The organism is Amycolatopsis azurea DSM 43854 (assembly GCF_001995215.1).
GTDB classification, from domain to species: Bacteria; Actinomycetota; Actinomycetes; order Mycobacteriales; family Pseudonocardiaceae; genus Amycolatopsis; species Amycolatopsis azurea.
The window spans coordinates 709,681-731,075 of the sequence record NZ_MUXN01000002.1; the positions used below are offsets into that span (position 1 = coordinate 709,681).

Consider the following 21,395-nt stretch of genomic DNA (forward strand, 5'->3'; position numbering starts at 1 on the left):
TGTAAATGGCGCGTGGTCCCGCCGGAAGGTGTTGCGAAAGCCACGTTCGCAACGCTGAAGGTTGCGAACGTGGCTTTCGCAACACCAGCTCGGCCGTCTGAACGTGAGAGTGCGGGACCGCGTCGGTCAGTCGAGGACCTCGACGACCATGCCCGGCGGGTAGTCCGACGGCGATCCGCGCCACCAAGCGCCGAAAGCCTGAGCCAGCCGCCGGGGTACCTCGACCTGCGCGCCGCCGCCATTGAAGTCGATCGTCACCAGCACGCCCTCGATTTCCGAGGAACTCCAAGAGATCCGCCGGACCAGCTTCGCGTAATCGGCGCTCGCGGACACGAAAGTGACGACGTTCGTCGCGCCGATCCGCCGGGCTTCCCCGAGTACGGCGTCTTCGAGCACGCCGCGCGGCCAGTCGCTGAGCCGGAGCTTCCGGTCGTAGTAGGGGATCGGCTCGCCGGCGCGCAGGATTCCGTAGCCGCCGCTGAGCAGCAGCAACCGTCCGTGCCCGGCCGCCTCGCCCAGCGCGCTGCCGACGTTCCGGTAGAAGTTCCCGTTGTAGCGAAGCCACGCGGGCCGCATTCCGCCACTGTCTACTTTGGACTTCGTGAGGACGTCGGCCCGCGCGCGAAGCATCGCTTCCGGCCAGTCGGCACCGGTCTCGCCCGCGTCGCCGCCTCGGATCTTGGCTTTCGAGGGGCCGAGAATCGTCAGCGCCTCGCGCGGATCCACCTCGTCCAGAACGGTTTTCACCGGAGGGACCGTATCAGTGGAACCAGGGCGAACCGTTGCCGTTCGGGGTCGGGAGCCTGCCGTGACTCGGCGGCCACAGCACCGCGGTCGGTACCTGCTTCAGCTGCGCACGCAGGGAGTTCACGGGCAGCGGCCGCTTCCGGGTGAGCATGGTCGTCGTCCGCGGGTGCAGGTCCACGAACGGGTAGGTGGTGTGGAGCGCGCCGAGCCGCCGTTCGAGGCGCAGGCTGCGTTCGGTCAGGTCGGCCGATTCCAGCGCGGGCTGGACCAGCAGGAATTCGGCGTTGCCGAGCCGGACCGCCCGGTCGAGCGGGCGGAGATCCTCGCGGATCAGATCCGCTATGTTCTGCTCGGTGTGCATCTTGACCCGGTTGCCGTGCCGCCGCCCGACCTCGTCGAGGTCGTCGACGGTGATCAGGATCAGGCCGAGCGGGACGGTGTCGGTCGACGCGCCCAGCCAGCCCGAGATCCCGGCCATGGTCGCCAGCCCGGTGTCGGGATCGGTCGCGAGGGCCGGTTCCTCCGGCTTCGACGGCGCTTGCCGCTCGAGCCGTCCGGCGAGATGGCGCAAGGCCGCTTCCGCGCGGTTCTCCACCGGCGCCGCCGCGGGGGTCGTCACGCTCTTCAGTACTTCGTCGATCTTGATGCGCGCGGTGGGCGGCAGGCGATCGCCGAGCGCGTCGCGCAGCCGGACGACTTCGGCGTAAGCCTCGTCGCGGCGGAAACCCCAGCGGCCTTGGAACTGCCGCGCCGCCTCGACGGACGCCGCCGACGGGTCGACGTCGTCGAGATCTTGGGCGACGACAGAGCCGCCGAAGGTCGGGGTGAGCACCGCGACCGACCATTCGCGGGCGAGGCTCTCCTCGGCGCGCAGCAGCACCGGGGTCACGCCGTGCGGCAGGTCCGGGCGCCCGGAGTCGACCATGCCGACGACGGTCACGGCCGCGCGCCGGGCGATCCTGGCGTAGACCTCGCGTTCCCGCTCGAAGTAGGGCAAGCGCTGGAAGAGCGCGAGAACGACCATGTTCTCGTCGGTGCCTTCGGCGAGCGCGGCTCTCTCCACGGCGTGGGAAGCGATCACGAGCGCGCGTTTGGACAGCACGCCGGCGCGTGCTTCTCCGTCGGTCATCGAGTGATCGCTTCCGTGTGGGGACTAGCTCATCAGGCTAGAAGAGCGGGCGATCGCCGCCTAGCTACACGATGGTGTGACCCTCGCTGACCGGACGCTGATCGGCGCCGGGCATGCTGGAGGGACAGACCGCGAAAGGGGGACCATGACGCCACTCGTCGTGCACGGGCTGTGGTCCCGTGGCCGCGGGATCGTGCTGTGGGGTGAACACGGCGACCGTCCGGCGACGACGTCGATGCGGCCGTCGAGCGCGGCCCGGCCGCATCCGTTCGCCGCGTCGGTCGCGGATCTGACCGCGCTGCACCCCGGAAAGCCGGCGTCGGCCGTCCTGCTGCTGCCGTCGCGGCGCGGCGGTCCGGTCGCCTCGCCCGAACTCGGCTCGCGCGGCAGGCCACAGCAGCAGGAACTCACGCTGGAACCCTGGTCCGTTCCGGCGCTCCTGATCGACCCCTCCGAACTGGGCGACCTGGCCGACACGGTCAGCTACGGCACTTCCGTCCGGCACCTCCGTGCCGTCGTCCGGCTGGCGAACGACCTGGTGCGCCGCGGCCGCGTGCTCCCCACGCTCGTGCGGAACGAGATCGTCGCGCGGGCGCGCTGGCGGCCGGTGGCCCGGGGCGGCGACGCGGTCAGGCTCCGGGCGCTGATCGCGGCCATCCCGCCGGTCGGCCGGGCCGAACACCCCGGACCGGACCCCGCCGCGCTCGTCACCGACGCGCTTCACACGCTGGTCGACGCCGCCGTCCGCGATCGCCTGGCCGCCGCGGGCCACGCGACCGAAAGCGACGGTCGTGAAGGGCCGTTCGGATCGTGGCTCCACGCGCTGAAGAGCGCCGACGACCGGATCAGCCAGGCGCCGGGCCGCATGGGGATCGTCGCCGAAGGCATCGCGGCGTGGGACGAGGTCGGCGACACCGACCTCACCGAAGGCACCGTCTGCCTCCGGCTCGACGAGGTCCCCACGCTGTACGGACCGGCCGACGACCCGGACGACCAGACCGGCGACGGAACCAAGTGGCAGCTGCGTTTCCTGCTGCGCTCCGCGGCCGATCCCAGTCTCCTGCTCCCGGCCGAGGACGTCTGGTCCGGCAAGGCGGGCGCGAAGTTCACCGACCCCGAAGGCCTGTTCACCGCCGAGCTGGAACGAGCCGCGGGAGTGCTGCCGATGCTCGGCCCGGCGGTCGAGGCCGCGAAGCCGGGCATCTACGACCTCACCGTCGCCGAGACCGTGGAGTTCCTCGACGGTGGCGCGGAGAAGCTGGTCGCGGCCGGATTCGACGTCGAGCTCCCGGCGAGCTGGGGTGGCAGGCGGAAGCTCGCGCTCAAGCTGTCCGTCCGCGGCGCGCCGGTCGACCAGGCCGCCGTGCACCGGCTCGGCCGTCACCAGCTCGCTTCCTACCGGTGGGCGCTCGCCGTCGGGGAAGACGCCCTGACCGACGAGGAACTCGCCGGGCTCGCCGCCGCGAAGTCGTCGCTGGTCCGGCTGCGCGGCCGATGGGTGAGCGTGGATCCCGAACTGCTGCGCGCCGGTCTCGATTACCTGCGCCGCGACCCGGACCGCGAGAAGCCGCCGCTGCCCACGCCTGCCGACCTTCTTGCCCTGCTTCACGGCGGCTTCGAAGCGCCGCTGCCGGTCACCGAAGTCACCACCGACGGCTGGATCGACGACTTCCTCGACGGACGGGTCCAGCGCACCATCGAGCCGGTCGAACCGCCGCCGACCTTCCTGGCGACCCTGCGGCCGTACCAGAGCCGTGGTGTCGCCTGGCTTTCGTTCATGGCGTCGATCGGGCTCGGCGCCTGCCTCGCCGACGACATGGGTCTCGGCAAGACCGTCCAACTGCTCGCGCTCGAAGCGATCGAGCGGGCACAGGGGGACACCGGGCCGACGCTGCTCGTCTGCCCGATGTCGCTCCTCGGGACCTGGCAGCGCGAGGCGGCCAAGTTCGCGCCGGAGCTGCGTGTCCACCTCCATCACGGTGCCGATCGTGACCACGCCCGCATGAAGGGCGCGGATCTCGTCGTCACCACCTACTCGACCGCCGCGCGTGACGCGGACGAGCTCGCGGGCACCCGATGGCACCGGCTCGTGCTCGACGAGGCCCAGGCGGTCAAGAACCAGAACACCGGCCCGGCGCAGGCTTTGCGGCGGATTCCCGCCGGTCACCGGGTCGCCCTCACCGGGACACCGGTGGAGAACCGGCTCGCCGACCTGTGGGCGATCTCGGATCTGCTCAACCCCGGCGTCCTCGGTGGCAGGCAAGAGTTCCGCGAGCGGTTCGAAGTGCCCATCGAACGACGCGGCGACCTCACCGCGGTCACCGAGCTGCGCCGGCTGACCCGGCCGTTCCTGTTGCGGCGCCTCAAAACCGATCCCACCGTCCTCGCGGACCTGCCCGAGAAGATCGAGATCCTCCAGGAATACCGCCTCACCCGCGAGCAGGTGACGCTGTACCGCGCGACCGTCGACGAGATGATGACGAAGATCGCCGACAGCGCCGGGGTCAAGCGGCGCGGCAACATCCTCGCCGCGATCACCAAGCTCAAGCAGATCTGCAACCATCCCGCGCATCTGCTGCACGACGGTTCGCCGATCGGGATCCGGTCCGGCAAGGTCAACCGGCTCGAAGAACTCCTGGCGGAGATCCTGGACTCGGGCGACCGCGCGCTGTGCTTCACCCAGTTCGCCGAATTCGGTCACCTGCTCGTGCCGCATCTTTCGCACCGGCTGAACGTGAAGGTCGCCTTCCTGCACGGCGGGTTGTCACAGCGACGCCGTGACTCGATCGTCGAGCACTTCCAATCGGGTGACGGTCCGTCGATCCTGCTCGCGTCGTTGAAGACCGGGGGAGCGGGACTGACATTGACGGCGGCCACTCACGTCCTGCATCTGGACCGGTGGTGGAATCCGGCGGTCGAGGAACAGGCCACCGACCGCGCCTTCCGCATCGGCCAGCGGAACAGCGTCCAGGTGCGGAAGTTCGTCTGTCCCGGCACCATCGAGGAACGGATCGACGCCGTCATCACGAAGAAGGAAGCGCTCGCCGACCTCGTCGTCACCGACGGGGAGGACTGGCTGACGGAGCTGTCGACCGATTCGCTGCGCGAGGTCTTCGCACTCGGACGGGAGGCGTCCGATGACTGAAGGATTCCGCCGGGCGCTGGACGACCTCGGCGTCCACAAAGGACTCGTACCGCCGTGCCGGGTCGACACCCTCACGATCGGGCCCGGTGCGGCGGTCGCCCGGGTCCGGGTGACGCGACAGCGGTTCTACGAGGTCCGCGTCGGCCTGCCGACGTTCGGCAAACAGGTGTGGACGGCGGTCATCGCCGCCGTCGTCGCGGAGGAGAACACGACCACGGCCATGCTCGACGGCCAGGTCCCGGACGACGTCGAACGCTTCTTCGTCGCGGAGCAGGTACCGCTGTTCCCCGAGGCGGGCTGGGAACTGTCGCTGGACTGCACCTGTCCGGGCACTCGCGTCCCCTGCGACCACCTCGTCGCGGGGCTGATCGCACTCGAGGAAGACGCGGACCCGTTCTCGATCTTCGCCCTCCGCGGGCGCGACCGCGCGACGTTGCTCGAAGAAATCGGACGGCAGGCGGGCGCCCGCGTGACGGCCCCGTCGGCGGAAGACGAGACGCCCGGCCTCGACGAGGTCATGGACGACTTCTTCGGCTGGGGCCCGGCCGGGGACGTCACGAACACGCGACGCCCGCCGGCCGGGGACCCGCTGGGGCTGCTCGACGAGGTCCCGCCCCTCAAGTCCACTGTGGACGGGACGTCGGTCACCGAGTTGCTGCGACCGCTCTACCGGTCGCTCACCGGTCAGGAGTGAAGGAACTTCGGCTCGCGTTTCTCGGTGAACGCGGCCATCCCTTCCTTCTGGTCCTGGGTGGCGAAGGTGCCGTGGAACAGGCGCCGTTCGAACCGGAGTCCGTCTGCCAGCCCGGACTCGAAAGCCTGGTTCACGGCCTCCTTGACCATCATCGCGGCGGGGCGCGACATGCTCGCGATCTTCGCCGCGACCGCCAGGGCGTCGTCGAGCAGGCTCTCGGTGGGCACGACCCGGGAGACGAGCCCGGACCGCTCGGCCTCGGCGGCGTCGATCATGCGGCCGGTGAGGCACAGGTCCATCGCTTTGGCCTTGCCGATCGCGCGGGTCAGCCGCTGGGAGCCGCCCATGCCGGGGATGACGCCGAGGGTGATCTCCGGCTGACCGAACTTGGCGTTCTCGGCCGCGATCAGGACGTCGCACATCATGGCTAGTTCGCAGCCGCCGCCGAGGGCGTAGCCGGAGACGGCGGCGATCAGCGGGACACGGACGCGGGAAAGCGCGTCCCAGCCCGCGAACCAGTCGGCCGCGTAGACATCGCTGAACGACTGCGGCTGCATCTCCTTGATGTCCGCGCCGGCCGCGAAGGCCTTGGCGGAACCGGTGAGCACGATCGCGCCGACGTCGGGATCCTGGCCGAGTTCGGCCGCCGCCGCGGTGACTTCGCGCATGACCCGCAGGTTCAGCGCGTTGAGCGCCTTGGGGCGATTGAGCGTGATCAGGGCGACGCGATCGGCCGCGCGCTCGACGGTGATGGTCTCGTACTCGCTCATGCGGTTTCCTTGGTGAGGAGGCCGTCGCGGACGGCGGTGATGATGGCGGAGAAGTCCCGGCCGGGACCGTCCCGTTCGACGAACGCCGCGTAGAGTTCCGCGGCCCTCGTACCGAGCAGGGTCGCGACGTCGTTGTCCCGGGCCGCCGATTCGGCCAGGCGCAGGTCCTTCAGCATCAGGCCGCTGGCGAATCCGCCGGTGTACTCCCGGTTGGCGGGGCTGGCCGGGACGGGGCCGGGCACCGGGCAGTTGGTGGTCAGCGCCCAGCACTGCCCGGACGCGGTCGAGGCGACGTCGAACAGCGCCTGAGGGGTGAGGCCGAGTTCCTCGCCGAGGGCGAACGCCTCCGAGACGGCGATCATCGAGACACCGAGGATCATGTTGTTGCAGATCTTCGCCGCCTGCCCGGCGCCGGATGATCCACAGTGGATCGCCCTGGCGCCCATGATGGCCAAGAACGGCTCCGCGGTGACGAACGCCTGCGAGTCGCCGCCGACCATGAACGTCAGCGTCCCGGCTTCGGCGCCGACCACGCCGCCGGACACCGGGGCGTCGACGGCGCGGTGACCGGCCGCGGTCACCAGTTCGGCCGCTTGGCGGGCATCGGCGACGTCGATGGTGGAGCAGTCGACGAACAACGTCCCCGGCCGCGCGGACGGCAGGATCTCCCGGTAGCAGTCGAGGACGTGCTTGCCGCTGGGCAGCATCGTGACGACGACGTCCGCCGCCGCGACCGCCGTGCTCGCGCTGTCGAACCTGGCCACGCCCTCGGAACGCGCACCGGGAGCGGGGTCGTAGCCATGGACGGTCTCACCGGACTTGACCAGGTTGGCGGCCATCGGACCGCCCATGTTGCCCAGGCCGAGGAAAGCGATCGTCATCGGGCCACCCACTCGGCGTCGCCGAGTTCGGCGAAGTAGGCGTCGACCAGCTTTTCGTCCACTTCGGACAGAGTGGCGGGGGACCACTTCGGGGAGCGGTCCTTGTCGATGATCTGCGCCCGGATCCCCTCGGCGAACTCAGGCGAGGACAGCGCGTGGGTCGAGATCCGGAACTCCTGCGCCAGCACGGTTTCCAGATCGGGCAGGTCCGCGGCGATGCGGAGCGCCCGCAGGGTCACCTTCAGCGAGGTGGGTGACTTCGCCTCGATCTCCTTGGCGGCGGTGGCCGCCGCGTCACCGCTCGCGTGGAGCCGGGTCAGGATCTCCTCGACCGTGTCCGCCGCGTAGCACCGGTCGATCCAGTCGGCGTCCTCGGCCAGCGCGCTCGGCGGCGCGGGTTCGGCGATCAGCTCCAGCGCGGTGTCCGGGGTCCGGGACGCGAGCGCGTCGAGCAGGTCCGGGATCTTCTCGCTGGAGACGAAGTGATCGGCGAGTCCACAGTGGATCGCGTCGGCCCCCGAGATCGACCCGGCGGTGAGCGCGACGTGCGTGCCCAGCTCGCCGGGCGTCCGGGACAGCAGGTATGTGCCGCCGACGTCGGGGACGAAGCCGATGCCGGTCTCGGGCATGCCGACGCGGGAGCGTTCGGTGACGATCCGGTGGCTGCCGTGCGCGGAGACGCCGACCCCGCCGCCCATCACGAGCCCGTCCATGAGCGCGAGGTACGGCTTGGGGTAGCGCGAGATCAGCGCGTTCAGCCGGTACTCGTCGGCCCAGAACCGCAGCGACGCGGTGCCGCCGGTGCGGGCGTCCTCGTAGATGGCGCGGATGTCGCCGCCCGCGCAGAGCCCGCGGTCGCCCGCGCCGTCGATCAGCACGGCACGGACCGCGGGGTCGGAACGCCAGGCTTCGAGGTGGTCGAGCATCGCGAGAACCATGTCGTGGTTCAGCGAGTTCAGCGCCCGCGGCCGGTTCAGCGTGATCCGGCCGATTCCACTGTGGACGAGGAACTGGACGTCGTTCACGAAGCCTCCTGCAGCATCCGGCGCGAGATGATCACGCGCATGATTTCATTGGTCCCTTCGAGGATCTGGTGCACCCGCAGATCGCGGACGATCTTCTCCAGCCCGTACTCGGCGAGGTAGCCGTACCCGCCGTGCAACTGCAGCGCCTGGTTGGCCACCTCGAACCCGGTGTCGGTGCAGAAGCGCTTCGCCATCGCCGAAAGCTGGGTCGCGGTGTCCTCACCCTGGTCGAGCGCGTCCGCTGCCCGCCAGAGCAGGGTGCGGGCGGCTTCGAGGTCGGTGCGCATGTCGGCCAGCCGGAACTGCAACGCCTGCTTCTCCGACAGCTTCTCGCCGAACGCCGACCGCTCCGACAGATGCCGGACGGCCATGCCGAGCGCGGCTTCGGCCCCGCCGAGGGAACAGGCCGAGATGTTGAGCCTGCCACCGTCCAAGGCGGACATCGCGACCCGGAATCCGTTGCCCTCGCCGCCGAGCAGCGCGGACGCGGGGACGCGGGCGCCCTCGAAGATCACCTGCCGGGTGGGCTGGGCGTTCCAGCCCATCTTGATCTCGTTGGGGCCGAAGGAAACGCCGGGGGTGTCCCGGTCGACGATGAACGCGGAGATGCCCCGCGCGCCGGGTCCGCCGGTGCGGGCGAGCACGACGTGGACGTCCGAGACGCCCGCGCCGGAGATGAACTGCTTGACCCCGTCAAGCACGTACTCGTCACCGTCGAGGCGGGCGCGGGTGGAGAGCGCCGCCGCGTCGGAACCGGCGTCTGGTTCGGTGAGGCAGTAGCTGCCAAAGGTGTCCATAGTGGACATCCGTGGCAGGTACCGGTGCCGCTGGGAGTCGTCGCCGAACTTGTCGATCATGGTCGCGACCATGTTGTGGATCGAGATGTACGCGGCCAGTGACGGGCAGCCGGTGGCGAGCGCCTCGAAGACGAGGACGCCGTCGAGCCGTCCGAGCGCGGAGCCGCCGAGGTCTTCGGGCAGGTAGACGCCGCCCATGCCCAGCTGGGCGGCCTTGCGCAGGACGTCGACCGGGAAGTGCTTGGCCTGGTCCCATTCGATCGCGTGCGGCGCGAGGTGTTCCGTGGCGAACTCCGCCGCGGTCTCGCGCAGGGCGCGCTGTTCGTCGGTCAGTCTCATCGCGGCCTCAGCTCATCGTCGGGATGACGAAGCTGGCGCCTTCCTTGGTGCCGGAAGGCCAGCGCGAGGTGACCGTCTTGGTCTTGGTGTAGAAGCGGATCGAGTCCGGCCCGTGCTGGTTGAGATCGCCGAAACCGGAGCGCTTCCAGCCGCCGAAGGTGTGGTAGGCGATCGGGACCGGGATGGGCACGTTGACCCCGACCATGCCGGTGTTCACCCGCGAGGTGAAGTCGCGGGCGGTGTCACCGTCTCGGGTGAAGATCGCGACGCCGTTGCCGTACTCGTGCTCGCTGGGAAGCCGCAGTGCTTCCTCGTAGTCGGCGGCGCGGACGATCGACAGCACCGGGCCGAAGATCTCCTCGCGGTAGATCCGCATGTCGGTGGTGACGTGGTCGAACAGGCAGCCACCGAGGAAGAAGCCGTTCTCGTGACCGTCCACAGTGGTCCCGCGGCCGTCGACGAGCAGCTTCGCCCCTTCGGCGATACCGACGTCGATGTAGTCGCGGACGCGCTGGACGGCCTCGGCGGTCACCAGCGGTCCGAAGTCGGCCGTTTCGTCGAGCGAGGCGCCGACCTTCAACGTCTTGACGCGCTCGGTAAGCCGGGCGGCCAGCGCGTCGGCGGTGGCCTCGCCGACCGGGACGGCGACCGAGATAGCCATGCAGCGTTCGCCGGCGGAGCCGTACCCGGCGCCGATCAGCGCGTCGACGACCTGGTCGAGGTCCGCGTCCGGCATCACGATCATGTGGTTCTTCGCGCCGCCGAAGCACTGCGCGCGTTTCCCGTGCGCGGCCGCGGTGGTGTAGATGTACTCGGCGATCGACGACGAGCCGACGAAGCCGACGGCCTCGACGCGGGGGTCGGTCAGCAGCGCGTCCACGGCTTCCTTGTCGCCGTTGACCACGTTGAACACGCCCGGCGGCAGACCCGCTTCGAGGAAGAGTTCTGCCAGCCGCAGCGGGACCGACGGATCGCGTTCGGACGGCTTGAGCACGAAGGCGTTCCCGCAGGCGATCGCCGGGGCGGCCTTCCACAGCGGGATCATCGCGGGGAAGTTGAACGGGGTGATCCCGGCGACCACGCCGAGCGGCTGCCGCATCGAGTAGACGTCGATGCCGGTGCCCGCGCTGTCGCTGTACTCGCCCTTGAGCAGATGCGGGATGCCGATGGCGAACTCGACCACTTCGAGGCCGCGCTGGATGTCGCCGCGCGCGTCGGGGACGGTCTTGCCGTGCTCGGAGGCGAGCAGCCGGGCGAGCGAGTCCTCCTCGGCGCGGACGAGGTCGACGAACTTCATCAGTACCCGGGCCCGCTTCTGCGGGTTCCAGCGGGCCCAGTCGAGCTGAGCCTGCGCCGCGTCGGCGACCACGCCGGCGACCTCGGCGGCCGAGGCGAGCGGGACGCGGGCCTGGACGGCGCCGGTGCTGGGATCGAAGACGTCGGCGAAACGGCCGGACGTCCCCGGTACCGGCTTGCCGCCGACGAAGTGACTGAGTTCGGTGCTCATGGATGCCCTTTCCGAAAGTACGCAGGACGAAGCCGCCCGGGACCGCGATCGGCGGCCGGGCAGGGGAGTACGGACGACTACCGCCGGGGTGGTGGCGGGTCGGCGACTTTCGCGCAGGCAGGAAGAATCCGCATGCGTTCAGCTCCATCCTCGTGGACGAACGTGGACATCTGCGGCCGGTATCCTGGCTCCCGGATCCGCGGCGGCTCCGGCCTTCCCGGCTCGCGCCAGTGGCCTTCTCTGCGGGAGCGCCGCTCCCCGGTCACAGTGGCGGGACCGCACCGGATTCTCACCGGCTTCCCTGCACCGCAGACCTGTGGACACCATAAAGTAGGAAGTCCGACTATGTCGAGGTTGTGGCGTACGCCTCAGCTGGACCGCTCAGCCGAGCGGTGGGTAGGGCAGAGCGGCGCGTCGGCCTGGGTGAAGGGAACTCTCCCCGCGTCGCACTCGCCTAAGGTCCCCTTCACCTGAAGCGTGGCCTCCATCGGCGTCGCGAAAGCCACTTTCGCAACCTTCAACGTTGCGAAAGTGGCTTTCACAACGCTGTTTGGTGAGTCCGCGTGTCAAGTGGGCGGTACCGGTCATTCGGGCAAGCGTTGACTTGGCCGTCCGACAGGACAACTTTGCCCTACCCAGAAAAATTGCCCAAATCCCACTCGCGAGGCCTCAGCCGAGCGGTGGGTAGGGCAGCAGGCTGGAGGAGTGCTCGTCGACCCGCATCGGCTTCCCGATCGCGGGGAACGCCCGCTGCGGGCACGCGGGCCGTTCGCAGACCTTGCAGCCCATCCCGATCGGGGTGACGGCCGCGCCCGTGCCGAGCGCCAGTCCGTCGGAGTAGACGAGCCGTTTCGCGTGCCGGAGTTCGCAGCCGAGCCCGATCGCGAACGTCTTGCCGGGGTCGCCGTGCCCGCCCGCGGCGCGGGAGACGGTGCGGGCGAGCCAGAAGTACTTCTTGCCGTCCGGGAGTTCGGCGATCTGGGTGAGGATCCGGCCCGGTGAGCCGAAAGCCTCGTAGACGATCCACAATGGACACGAGCCGCCGACGCGGGAGAAGTGGAACCCAGTGGCGGACTGGCGTTTCGAGATGTTGCCCGCGCGATCGACCCGGACGAACGAGAACGGCACGCCGCGGGTACCGGGGCGCTGCAAAGTGGACAGTCGATGGCAGACGGTTTCGAAGCCGACGCCGAAGTGGTCGGACAGCCGCGTGATGTCGTAGCGATACCGTTCCGCCGCGCCGAGGAACACGCGGTACGGCAGCACGACAGCGCCCGCGAAGTAGTTGGCCAGACCGATCCGCGCGAGCCGTCTCGCGGTGTCGCCGCTGAACTTCCCGTCGTCGACGAGCCGGTCGATCACGTCACCCGCCTCCAGTAGCGCCAGTTCCGAGGCGAGCCGGAAGGCGGCCTGGCCGGGGCGCAGCGCGGGGGAGAGCCGCAGGGTCTTCCGGCGCGGGTCGAAGTGGTGCTGGTCGGGGCCGAGGGATTCGGCGGTGACCTTGACACCGTGACGCTCCAGCAGCCCCGCGACCAGTCCATTCCGGACTTCACCCGGGTGGAGCCGCAATTCGGCGGCGAGCTTCTCGGCGGGGGCGTCGAGTTCGGCGACGTGGTTGCGGCGCAGGTAGAACCAGTCGCGGATCTCCTCGTGCGGCTGCTGCGCCGTCGAGCGGTCCAGCCCCTGTTCGGTCACCAGGGTGGCGACGTTCTCCACCGCCTCCCGGTAACGGCGGTGCAGCGCGACGAGGGTTCGCGCCACCTCGGGCAGGGTGGTGGTCAACGCGTCGACGTCGACGGCGGAGATCGCGCCGCTGACGGTGTTGTCGTCGAACACCTCACGGACGTCGGCGATCAGCCGCGCGGTGTCCCTCGCGGCGAAGAACTCCGTGTCCACGCCGAAGGTCTCGGTGAGCTTGAGTAGGACCGGCAGCGTGAGCGGGCGGCCGTTGTGTTCGAGCTGGTTGACGTAGCTCGGTGAGATCTCCATCAGTCTGGCCAGCTCGGATTGGGTCATGGACCGGTCTTCGCGCAGCTGGCGCAGGCGAGCGCCCGCGTACATCTTCTCCACAACCGGACTGTAACAACATTTACAAGGAGGCCGCGAACGTTCACAAAGCTTCACAGGGTCGAGTGGTGGCAACGAGTTTCCGGAGCTGCCAGGCTCAAGGGGCAGAGCGTCACGAGGTTCACAACCGAGGGGAACCATGATCGACCACACCGTCCGCACCCACCGCTCCGCCGAATCGCTGCCCCGCGAGGACCAGTTCGCGTGGAAGCTCGCCGCCGTCGCCACCGACGACGTCCCGGTCACTCCCGAGGTCGCCGACATGGTGATCAACCGCGTGATCGACAACGCCGCCGTGGCCGCCGCGTCGCTGACCCGACGTCCGGTCGGCTCCGCCCGCGACCAGGCGCTGGCCCATCCCGGCAAACCGGGAGCGGCCGTCTTCGGCGTCGAAGGCCGGTATTCACCGGAGTGGGCGGCCTGGGCCAACGGCGTCGCGGTGCGGGAACTGGACTATCACGACACCTTCCTCGCCGCGGACTACTCGCATCCCGGCGACAACATCCCGCCGATCCTCGCCGTCGCCCAGCACACCGGACGTACCGGCGCGGACCTGCTCCGCGGGATCGCCGCCGGGTACGAAATCCAGGTGAACCTCGTGCGTGGGATCTGCCTGCACGAGCACAAGATCGACCACATCGCGCACCTCGGCCCGTCGGTCGCGGGCGGCCTCGGCGCGCTGCTGGGCCTGGAAACCGAGACCGTGTACCAGGCCATCGGGCAGGCGCTGCACACCACGACGACGACCCGTCAGTCCCGCAAGGGCGAGATCTCGTCGTGGAAGGCGTACGCCCCGGCGTTCGCCGGCAAGGCCGCGATCGAGGCTGTCGACCGGGTCATGCGAGGCGAAGGCTCGCCGAGCCCGATCTACGAAGGTGAGGACGGCTTCATCGCGTGGCTGCTGAGCGGCGCCGGCACGGAGTACACGGTGCCGCTGCCCGCGCCCGGCGAGGCGAAACAGTCCATTCTGGACACTTATACCAAGGAACACTCGGCGGAGTACCAGAGCCAGGCGCTGATCGACCTCGCGCGGCGGCTCGGCCCGCGGGTCGGCGAGTTCCGCAAGATCGAGCGGATCGTCATCCACACCAGTCACCACACGCACTTCGTGATCGGCTCCGGTGCCGGCGACCCGCAGAAGTACGATCCCCAGGCCAGCCGCGAAACGCTCGACCATTCGATCCCGTACATCTTCGCGGTCGCTCTCCAGGACGGCGCTTGGCACCACGAACGGTCCTACGACAGGGCACGTGCGACCCGGCCGGACACCGTCGACCTCTGGCAGAAGATCACCACCGTCGAAGATCCCGAATGGACTCGCCGCTATCACGCGCCCGAACCGTCGTTCGGCGGCCGCGTCGAGATCGCCCTCTCCGACGGCACCCTGCTGTCCGACGAGATCGCCGTCGCCGACGCTCACCCGGCCGGGGCACGGCCGTTCGCCCGCGAGCAGTACATCGCCAAGTTCCGTACGCTGGCCGATGGGGTGATCGCCGCCGCCGATCAGGACCGGTTCCTCGACACGGTCACCCGCCTCGGGGAACTGGACGCGGCCGAGGTCTCCGGGATCGCGCTCCCGGCCGGGCTCGACGCCGTGCCGACGAGCAAGGGGATCTTCTGATGCTGCACGCCGTACCCTCCGCCGCGCAGAAGCGGGCCGCGTTCCGGGCGGGGCTGGATTCCGGGACACTGCAACGCTTTCCCGGCGCGTTCAACCCGCTGTCGGCGAAACTGATCGAGCGTCGAGGCTTCGAAGGCGTCTACATCTCCGGTGCCGTTCTTTCGGCGGATCTCGGCCTGCCTGACATCGGGCTGACCACGCTCACCGAAGTCGCCGGGCGATCCCAGCAGATCGCCCGGGTCACCGCGCTGCCCGCGCTGGTCGACGCCGACACCGGATTCGGCGAGCCGATGAACGCCGCCCGCACCGTGCAGGTGCTGGAGGACGCCGGTGTCGCCGGAACGCACCTGGAGGATCAGGTGAATCCCAAGCGGTGCGGACATCTCGACGGCAAGGACGTCGTCGACCGCGACGTCGCGGTCCGGCGGATCACCGCCGCCGTCGCCGCCCGGCGTGATCCGGACTTCGTCATCGCCGCCCGCACCGACGCGGCCGCCGTCCACGGCATCGACGACGCCGTAGAACGCGCCAAGGCGTACGCCGGCGCCGGGGCCGACCTCATCTTCCCCGAGGCGATGCGGGACCCCGCCGACTTCGAACGGCTGCGCGCCGCCGTCGACGTCCCGATCCTGGCCAACATGACCGAGTTCGGGAAGAGCGAACTGCTGGACGTGAAAACGCTGGAGTCCCTCGGCGTGAACATCGTGATCTATCCGGTCACCCTGCTTCGGCTGGCCATGCACGCCGCGGAAAAAGGGCTGGACGCGATCACCGGACAGGGTACGCAGGCGGGGTTGCTCGACAGCATGCAGCACCGGCGCGACCTCTACGAACTGCTCGATTACGAGTCCTACAGCACGTTCGACGAGAACGTCTTCACCTTCCGCGTCTGAGGAGACCACCATGTCCAGCATCCACAAAGGACTCGCCGGGGTCGTCGTCGACACCACCGGGGTGTCGATGGTCAATCCCGACACCAATTCCTTGACCTACCGCGGTTATCCCGTCCAGGACCTGGCCGGGAAATGCCGCTTCGAAGAGGTCGCGTACCTGCTCTGGTACGGCGAGCTGCCGACGCCGGCACAACTGGCCGCCCAGAACGAGGCCGAGCGGGCGCACCGCGCCCTGCCGCGCGATCTCGTGCTGACCCTGCTGTCGTTGCCGGAGACCGCGCATCCGATGGACACCCTGCGCACCGCGGTGAGTGTCCTGGGCGCGCACGACCCGCACGAGGACGACAACGGCCCGGAAGCCAACCGGGCCAAGGCACTCCGGCTGTTCGCCGCGCTTCCCGCCGTCGTCGCGCTGACCCAGCGACGCAGGCACGGACTGCTCCCGCTCGCCCCGCGCGACGACCTCGGCTACGCGGAGAACTTCCTGTACATGACCCTCGGCGAGGTTCCCGAACCCGTGATCGTGCGGGCCTTCGAGACGTCACTGGTCCTCTACGCCGAGCACAGCTTCAACGCCTCCACGTTCACGTCGCGAGTCGTCACCTCCACGCTGTCGGACCTCTACAGCGCCGTCACGGCGGCCATCGGCGCGCTCAAGGGCCCACTGCACGGTGGGGCGAACGAAGCGGTCATGGCGACGTTCGAGGAGATCGGCACCGCGGACAACGCCGAAGCCTGGCTGACCAAAGCGTTGGCGGAGAAGCGCAAGATCATGGGCTTCGGGCACCGCGTCTACAAGAAGGGCGATTCCCGCGTCCCGACCATGCGCCTTGCCCTGCAAGAGATCGCGGAACTGCGCGCCGGACACCACCTGCTCGACCTGTACGAGGCCCTCGCCCGCGCGATGCACGACGCGAAGGGATTGCACCCGAACCTGGACTACCCGGCGGGCCCGGCGTACCACCTGATCGGTTTCGACACCCCGGTGTTCACGCCGATCTTCGTCGCCGCGCGGATCACCGGGTGGACGGCGCACATCGCCGAACAGCTGGCGGACAACAGCCTCATCCGGCCGTCGAGCGCTTACAACGGGCCGACGGAACGCGTCGTCGGTCTGGTCGGATAGGGGGAAATCGCCAGCGAAGAACGGATCCGGTCTGGTAGTCATCGGATATGAGTGATGAGCCAACAGCTGGGGAGCTGGCCGACGAACTCCTCGACGTCCTCGCGACCGAGATGCCTTTGATGGCGACCTTCGACAACATTCCCGGGCACGACCACGAGTTACGGGACGTCTCCGAAGCCGGTGACGTCCGGCTGAGGGAACGGGCCGTCCGGATCGCCGGACTCGCCGCCCGCTCCACGGATCCGGACCGGATCACGCTCGGCGTCGTCGCCCACCACACGGAATCGCTCCTGACCAGGCTGGATGCCCGCGCGAGCGAGTTCACCCTCGCCGATCCGATGGTGGCCGAGGGGGTCGGGGTGCTGTCCTGGCTTCCGCAGCTGGCACCGTCGGGGGAGCAAGCGGAGGAGGACCATCTGACGAGGCTGGCGGCGTTCCCGGACTTCTTCGCGGCGCTGGCGGATCGGCACCGCGCCGGGATCGAGGCCGGCCGGACACCGGTGGAACGTGCGGTGCGCAACGCCGTCGAGTACGTCGACCGGTTCCTGGCGGCCGAACCCAACCCGCTGCTCGTCCCGCCCCTGACCGGTGACCGCGAGGCGCGCCGGGATCGGTTGTTCGCCGAGAAGGTGCGGCCGGCGCTCACCGCCTATCGCGACATCCTCGCCCGCGAGATCGCCGGGCACGGCCGTCCCGACGACCGCCCCGGGCTCTGCTGGCTGGAGGGCGGCAAGGAGACCTACGCGGGGCTGCTCAAGACGCACACCACCACCGGGGTCTCGGCGGAGGAACTGCACGAGACGGGTCTCGCGATCGGACGGGCGCTGGACGAGGAGTACCGGAGGCTCGGCACCGCCTTGTTCGGCGAGGGCGATCCTGTCGCGGTCCGCCACCGGCTGCGCACCGATCCTTCACTGCGCTGGCGGGACGCGGACGAGATGATCACGACCGCGACGGAAGCGGTCGCGCGGGCCACGGCCGCCGCGCCCGGCTGGTTCCGCCGGGTGCCGTCCGCCGAATGCGTGGTCCGCGCGGTACCGGAAGCGGACGGGCCGTCCGCCGCCCAGGCGTATTACATGCCGCCCTCGGCCGACGGCAGTCGTCCAGGTGTCTACTCCACCAACGCCTACCGGGTGACCGAGCGGTTCCGGTTCATCGCCGAGTCCGTCGCGTTCCACGAAGCTGTTCCAGGACATCACTTCCAGGCCTGCGTGTCCTTCGAGCTCGAAGGGGTGCCGGAACTGCGCAAGCTCGTCCCGCTCTCGGCGTTCGACGAGGGCTGGGCGCTCTACACCGAACGGCTCGCCGACGAAATGGGCCTGTACTCCGACGATCTGATGCGGCTGGGCATGGTCGCGGAGGACTCCTTGCGCGCGGCACGGCTCGTCGTCGACACCGGGCTGCACGCGCTGGGCTGGACCAGGCAGCAATGCGTCGACTACCTCACCGAGCATTGCGTGCTCAGCGACGTCGAAGTGAGCTCCGAGACCGACCGGTACATCGAATGGCCCGGCCAGGCGCTGTCGTACATGACGGGCAGGCTTGAGATCCAGCGGCTGCGCGCCTTCGCCGAGGAGAACTTGGGCGAGGCCTTCGACATCCGCGACTTCCACGACGTCGTGCTGAGGAACGGACAGGTGCCGCTGCCCGTCCTCGGCGAAGTCGTGCGGGACTGGGTGGAGCTTCAGTAGTTTCGACGTTGCCGGACGCGCGGCGCCGGGAAATGGCCCGGCGCCGCGCGTCCTGGATCAGTCGCGCTTCGCCAGCGTCGCGATTTCGGCGTCGGACAGCGGCCGGTCGTAGAGCCGGACGTCGTCCACGGCGCCGCGCAAGAAGTCGACCTGCTGACCGCCGTACTGACCGCGGCCGATCACCGTGTGGCCGGTGCTCGGAGCGGCGGAGCAGGCGTTCTGTGAGGCGACCTTCTTGCCGTCGACGTACAGCGACAGCGTGCCCGCCTTGGCGTCACGCACGCCGGTCAGGTGGTACCACTTCCCGACCTCCGGCTTCTCCGGCGACAGGGCGCGGAGACCGACGAAACTCATCGCCCACCGCTGGTCCTGCCCGGAGTACTGGAGGAAGAACGCGCTGTCGCGGTCGGTGTCCTGGCTGACGACGGTCTGGAACGCGCCGCCTGCCTCGTCCAGCTTCGCCCACGCCGAGACCGAGTAGCTGCCCGCCGTGTTGACGAGGTTCGCCCCGGTGTCGGCCTGGCCGTTGCCCGCGAAAGCCAGCGCACCGCCCTCGACACCGCCTGCCCACTGCGTGTTGGTCAGCGTGGCGTTCGCCGTGCCGACCGAGTCCGCGGCACTGGATCCCGTGCCCTCGTTGAACTTGTAGGCGTGCACGCCGGTGATCCCCGGAGTGCCGGGGCCCGGGTCGGGAGCGCCGGAACCGCTGCCGTCGGCGTTGCGGATGATCGCCTGGTTGACCGCGCGCACCTGCGCGAAGTCCATCTTCTTCACTTGCCTGTCGTAGGTGAAGAAGCCGTTGACCTCGTGCTCGACGTCGGTGATCTGCGTGTAGATCGAGCCGCTGATGCCGCAGCTCTGCGCCGAGGCGAGCACGTCGCGCTGGTTCTGGACGTAGCGGCTGTTCAGGGTCGCCTGGTCCTTCACCATCTCGTAGGCGTGGCCTTCGCCGAACCACATGTGGTCCTTGACCTCGAGGCCGTAGCCGCCGTGTTCGCCGTCGATCGAGATCCGTTTGGCGTCGGGCATCGGCTTCGCCGGACCGGGGTAGGAGTGCCAGTCGAGGACGTCACCCTTGCCGGAGTCGCCGAGCGAGTCGCAGCAGTTGACCCCGCTGTGCGCGTTGACCAGCCTGGTCGGGTCCTGGGCCTTGACGCTTTCGGCGACCTTCCCGGTCTCCTCACGCGACCACTCGGCCCAGCCCTCGTTGAACGGGACGTAGCCGACGATCGAGGTCCAGTTCTTCTTCTGCTCCACCAGTTCTTTCAGCTCGGCCTTGAACTGCCGCTGAGCGTCCACGGGCGGGCGGCCACCGGTGCGCATCGACGGCATGTCCTGCCACACGAGCAGACCGAGCTTGTCGGCGTGGTGGTACCACCGGTCGGGCTCGGTCTTGATGTGCTTGCGGACGGTGTTGAAGCCGAGGACCTTGTGCTGTTCGAGGTCGAAGCGCAGCGCCTGGTCGGTCGGCGCGGTGTAGATGCCGTCCGGCCAGTACCCCTGGTCCAAAGTGGACTGGAGGAAGAGGATCTTGCCGTTGAGGGTGAACCGGAGTTTGCCGTCGGCGCCCTTCGTGGTGCCGTACTCACGCATGCCGAAGTAGGACGAAACCTTGTCGACGGTGCGGCGGCCGTCCTTCAGTTCGACGTCGAGGTCGTAGAGGAACGGCGAGTCGGGTGACCAGAGTTTCGCCTTGGGCACCGGCAGGGAGATCGTCCCGGCTGCCGACGCCGTGCTGCGGCTGACCACCTTCCGGCCGTCGCGGACCACGGCCTCGACGGTCAGCCCGGAGCCGCCGCCGGTGTCGACGGTGAGCTTGAGTGTGGACGACTTGAGGTCGGGGACCATGCCGAGCGTGCCGACGTGCTTGGCCGCGACCGGTTCCATCCACACCGTCTGCCAGATGCCCGAGGCGCCTTCGTAGAAGATCCCGCGGTCGGGGACCAGGCGCTGTTTGCCGACGGGCTGCCAGGTCGCGTCGGCGCGGTCCTCGACGCCGACGATGATCTCCTGCTCTCCCTTGGGTTTCAGCGCCGAGGTGACGTCCGCGGAGAACGCGCCGTAGCCGCCCTGGTGCGCGGCCACCTCCTTGCCGTTGACCCAGACCTTCGCTTTGTAGTCGACGGCGCCGAAGTTGATCCGCAGGGTGTTGTCCCTGCCCACGTTCCAGTTCCTGGGCACGGTGAACGTGCGGCGGTACCACATGTAGTCCTCGTGCCGCTGGATCCCCGAAAGCGCCGATTCGGTGGGGTAGGGCACCAGGATCTTCTCGGCGAGCTTCTCACCGATCGGCGGGACCTCACCGGGCGCGGCGCCGGCGAACTCCCAGACCCCGTTGAGGTTCTGCCAGTTCTCGCGCACCAGCTGCGGCCGGGGGTACTCGGGCAACGCGTTGGTAGGCGAGACCTGGTTGGCCCACGGGGTGGTCAGGCGTGGCTTGCCCAGCTTCCAGCCGCTCTCGGCGGCCGTCGCGGGCCCTGACGTCAGCGCCAGGGCGGCTATCGCGGCCACCGCGGCGGTCAGGGGCTTCCGGAAGCGTCTCGGCTTTCGGGGGCGTTGTGGTGACAACGTTGGCAACATCTGCTCGACACCCTTCTCCGGGGGCGGCCGCCTCGGCGGAGGTGCGCCTCCCGCTGGACTTGTGCAGGCGTGAAACCACGACCCCGTGGCCGGTGGGAAACCGGTGTGAGCCGGGCCACGGCTGGCCGTCAGGACGTTTTTACATCGTTGATACAACGTTGTAAAGCGTCGAAGGCCTCGAATCGGTCCTGGGCGGTGGAGCTGTCCTGTGTGTCAAGGGAGGCGAGTGCGGCGCGGGCTCAGCTCGGTCCAGGTGTTGGTGAGTGGTTTGGTCCGTTAGAGCCACCGGGTCTCGGTTACCTACTGGGTTCTGGCTGCGGTGGGTCGTAGGTCCAAGTCCGTGAAGGCCTCCTTGAGGGACCCTGGGTCCCTCAAGGAGGCCT

At 69.2% G+C, this 21,395-nt stretch carries 15 protein-coding genes and 1 riboswitch; of the genes, 6 read left to right on the top strand and 9 right to left on the bottom strand.

The window, feature by feature from the left end; genetic code table 11:
• Positions 1-126: 126 nt before the first annotated feature.
• Together B0293_RS05345 and B0293_RS05350 are read right to left on the bottom strand one after the other, a co-directional pair.
• On the bottom strand, positions 127-747 hold the full coding sequence (locus B0293_RS05345) for a YaaA family protein (RefSeq protein ID WP_005163016.1): 621 nt from the start codon (positions 745-747) through the stop codon (positions 127-129).
• A 13-nt stretch (positions 748-760) separates the two neighbouring features.
• Positions 761-1,876 carry a DICT sensory domain-containing protein gene (locus B0293_RS05350; RefSeq protein WP_005163020.1) on the bottom strand — a complete coding sequence of 372 codons (1,116 nt, stop codon included), beginning with the start codon at positions 1,874-1,876 and terminating at the stop codon, positions 761-763.
• 145 nt (positions 1,877-2,021) lie between these two features.
• Between B0293_RS05350 and B0293_RS05355 the strand changes: the two genes are divergently transcribed.
• Together B0293_RS05355 and B0293_RS05360 are read left to right on the top strand one after the other, a co-directional pair.
• Positions 2,022-5,021 carry a DEAD/DEAH box helicase gene (locus B0293_RS05355; protein WP_039919101.1) on the top strand — a complete coding sequence of 1,000 codons (3,000 nt, stop codon included), beginning with the start codon at positions 2,022-2,024 and terminating at the stop codon, positions 5,019-5,021.
• Complete coding sequence (locus B0293_RS05360; RefSeq protein WP_005163027.1) at positions 5,014-5,715, top strand: SWIM zinc finger family protein; 702 nt, start codon at positions 5,014-5,016, stop codon at positions 5,713-5,715. The genes B0293_RS05355 and B0293_RS05360 overlap by 8 nt, the downstream gene beginning before the upstream one ends.
• On the opposite strand, the gene B0293_RS05365 is transcribed toward B0293_RS05360, so the two are convergent.
• From B0293_RS05365 to B0293_RS05390, 6 genes are all read right to left on the bottom strand, one after another.
• Positions 5,706-6,485 (bottom strand): enoyl-CoA hydratase, encoded by a 780-nt coding sequence (locus B0293_RS05365; protein ID WP_005163032.1) that lies wholly within the window; start codon positions 6,483-6,485, stop codon positions 5,706-5,708. The two genes, B0293_RS05360 and B0293_RS05365, sit on opposite strands and share 10 nt — an antisense overlap.
• Positions 6,482-7,366 (bottom strand): 3-hydroxyisobutyrate dehydrogenase, encoded by an 885-nt coding sequence (gene mmsB, locus B0293_RS05370; RefSeq protein WP_005163034.1) that lies wholly within the window; start codon positions 7,364-7,366, stop codon positions 6,482-6,484. Before mmsB ends, B0293_RS05365 begins: the two co-directional genes overlap by 4 nt.
• Positions 7,363-8,391: an enoyl-CoA hydratase/isomerase family protein gene (locus tag B0293_RS05375; protein WP_005163037.1), complete on the bottom strand. Its 1,029-nt coding sequence runs from the start codon at positions 8,389-8,391 to the stop codon at positions 7,363-7,365. The genes mmsB and B0293_RS05375 overlap by 4 nt, the downstream gene beginning before the upstream one ends.
• On the bottom strand, positions 8,388-9,527 hold the full coding sequence (locus tag B0293_RS05380; RefSeq protein ID WP_005163041.1) for an acyl-CoA dehydrogenase family protein: 1,140 nt from the start codon (positions 9,525-9,527) through the stop codon (positions 8,388-8,390). The genes B0293_RS05375 and B0293_RS05380 overlap by 4 nt, the downstream gene beginning before the upstream one ends.
• A gap of 7 nt (positions 9,528-9,534) precedes the next feature.
• Positions 9,535-11,034, bottom strand: a complete 1,500-nt coding sequence (locus B0293_RS05385) for a CoA-acylating methylmalonate-semialdehyde dehydrogenase (RefSeq protein WP_005163043.1) — start codon at positions 11,032-11,034, stop codon at positions 9,535-9,537.
• A 157-nt stretch (positions 11,035-11,191) separates the two neighbouring features.
• Positions 11,192-11,377: riboswitch (cobalamin riboswitch) on the bottom strand.
• Between the two features lie 326 nt (positions 11,378-11,703).
• Positions 11,704-13,104 carry a short-chain fatty acyl-CoA regulator family protein gene (locus B0293_RS05390; RefSeq protein WP_005163046.1) on the bottom strand — a complete coding sequence of 467 codons (1,401 nt, stop codon included), beginning with the start codon at positions 13,102-13,104 and terminating at the stop codon, positions 11,704-11,706.
• Positions 13,105-13,240: 136 nt separating this feature from the next.
• Here B0293_RS05390 and B0293_RS05395 point away from each other — a divergent pair, with 136 nt between their 5' ends.
• Genes B0293_RS05395 through B0293_RS05410 form a run of 4 tightly spaced genes read left to right on the top strand, consistent with a single transcriptional unit; the run spans position 13,241 to position 18,432 of the window.
• Positions 13,241-14,722 carry an MmgE/PrpD family protein gene (locus B0293_RS05395; RefSeq protein ID WP_005163048.1) on the top strand — a complete coding sequence of 494 codons (1,482 nt, stop codon included), beginning with the start codon at positions 13,241-13,243 and terminating at the stop codon, positions 14,720-14,722.
• On the top strand, positions 14,722-15,615 hold the full coding sequence (prpB, locus tag B0293_RS05400; RefSeq protein WP_005163050.1) for a methylisocitrate lyase: 894 nt from the start codon (positions 14,722-14,724) through the stop codon (positions 15,613-15,615). Before B0293_RS05395 ends, prpB begins: the two co-directional genes overlap by 1 nt.
• 10 nt (positions 15,616-15,625) lie before the next feature.
• Complete coding sequence (locus B0293_RS05405) at positions 15,626-16,741, top strand: bifunctional 2-methylcitrate synthase/citrate synthase (protein WP_005163052.1); 1,116 nt, start codon at positions 15,626-15,628, stop codon at positions 16,739-16,741.
• Between the two features lie 47 nt (positions 16,742-16,788).
• Positions 16,789-18,432, top strand: coding sequence for a DUF885 domain-containing protein (locus B0293_RS05410; RefSeq protein ID WP_005163055.1), 1,644 nt, complete (start codon positions 16,789-16,791; stop codon positions 18,430-18,432).
• Positions 18,433-18,489: 57 nt separating this feature from the next.
• On the opposite strand, the gene B0293_RS05415 is transcribed toward B0293_RS05410, so the two are convergent.
• A complete protein-coding gene (locus B0293_RS05415) occupies positions 18,490-20,943 on the bottom strand; it encodes a LamG-like jellyroll fold domain-containing protein (protein ID WP_005163058.1) in 2,454 nt (817 codons plus the stop codon).
• Positions 20,944-21,395: the final 452 nt, after the last annotated feature.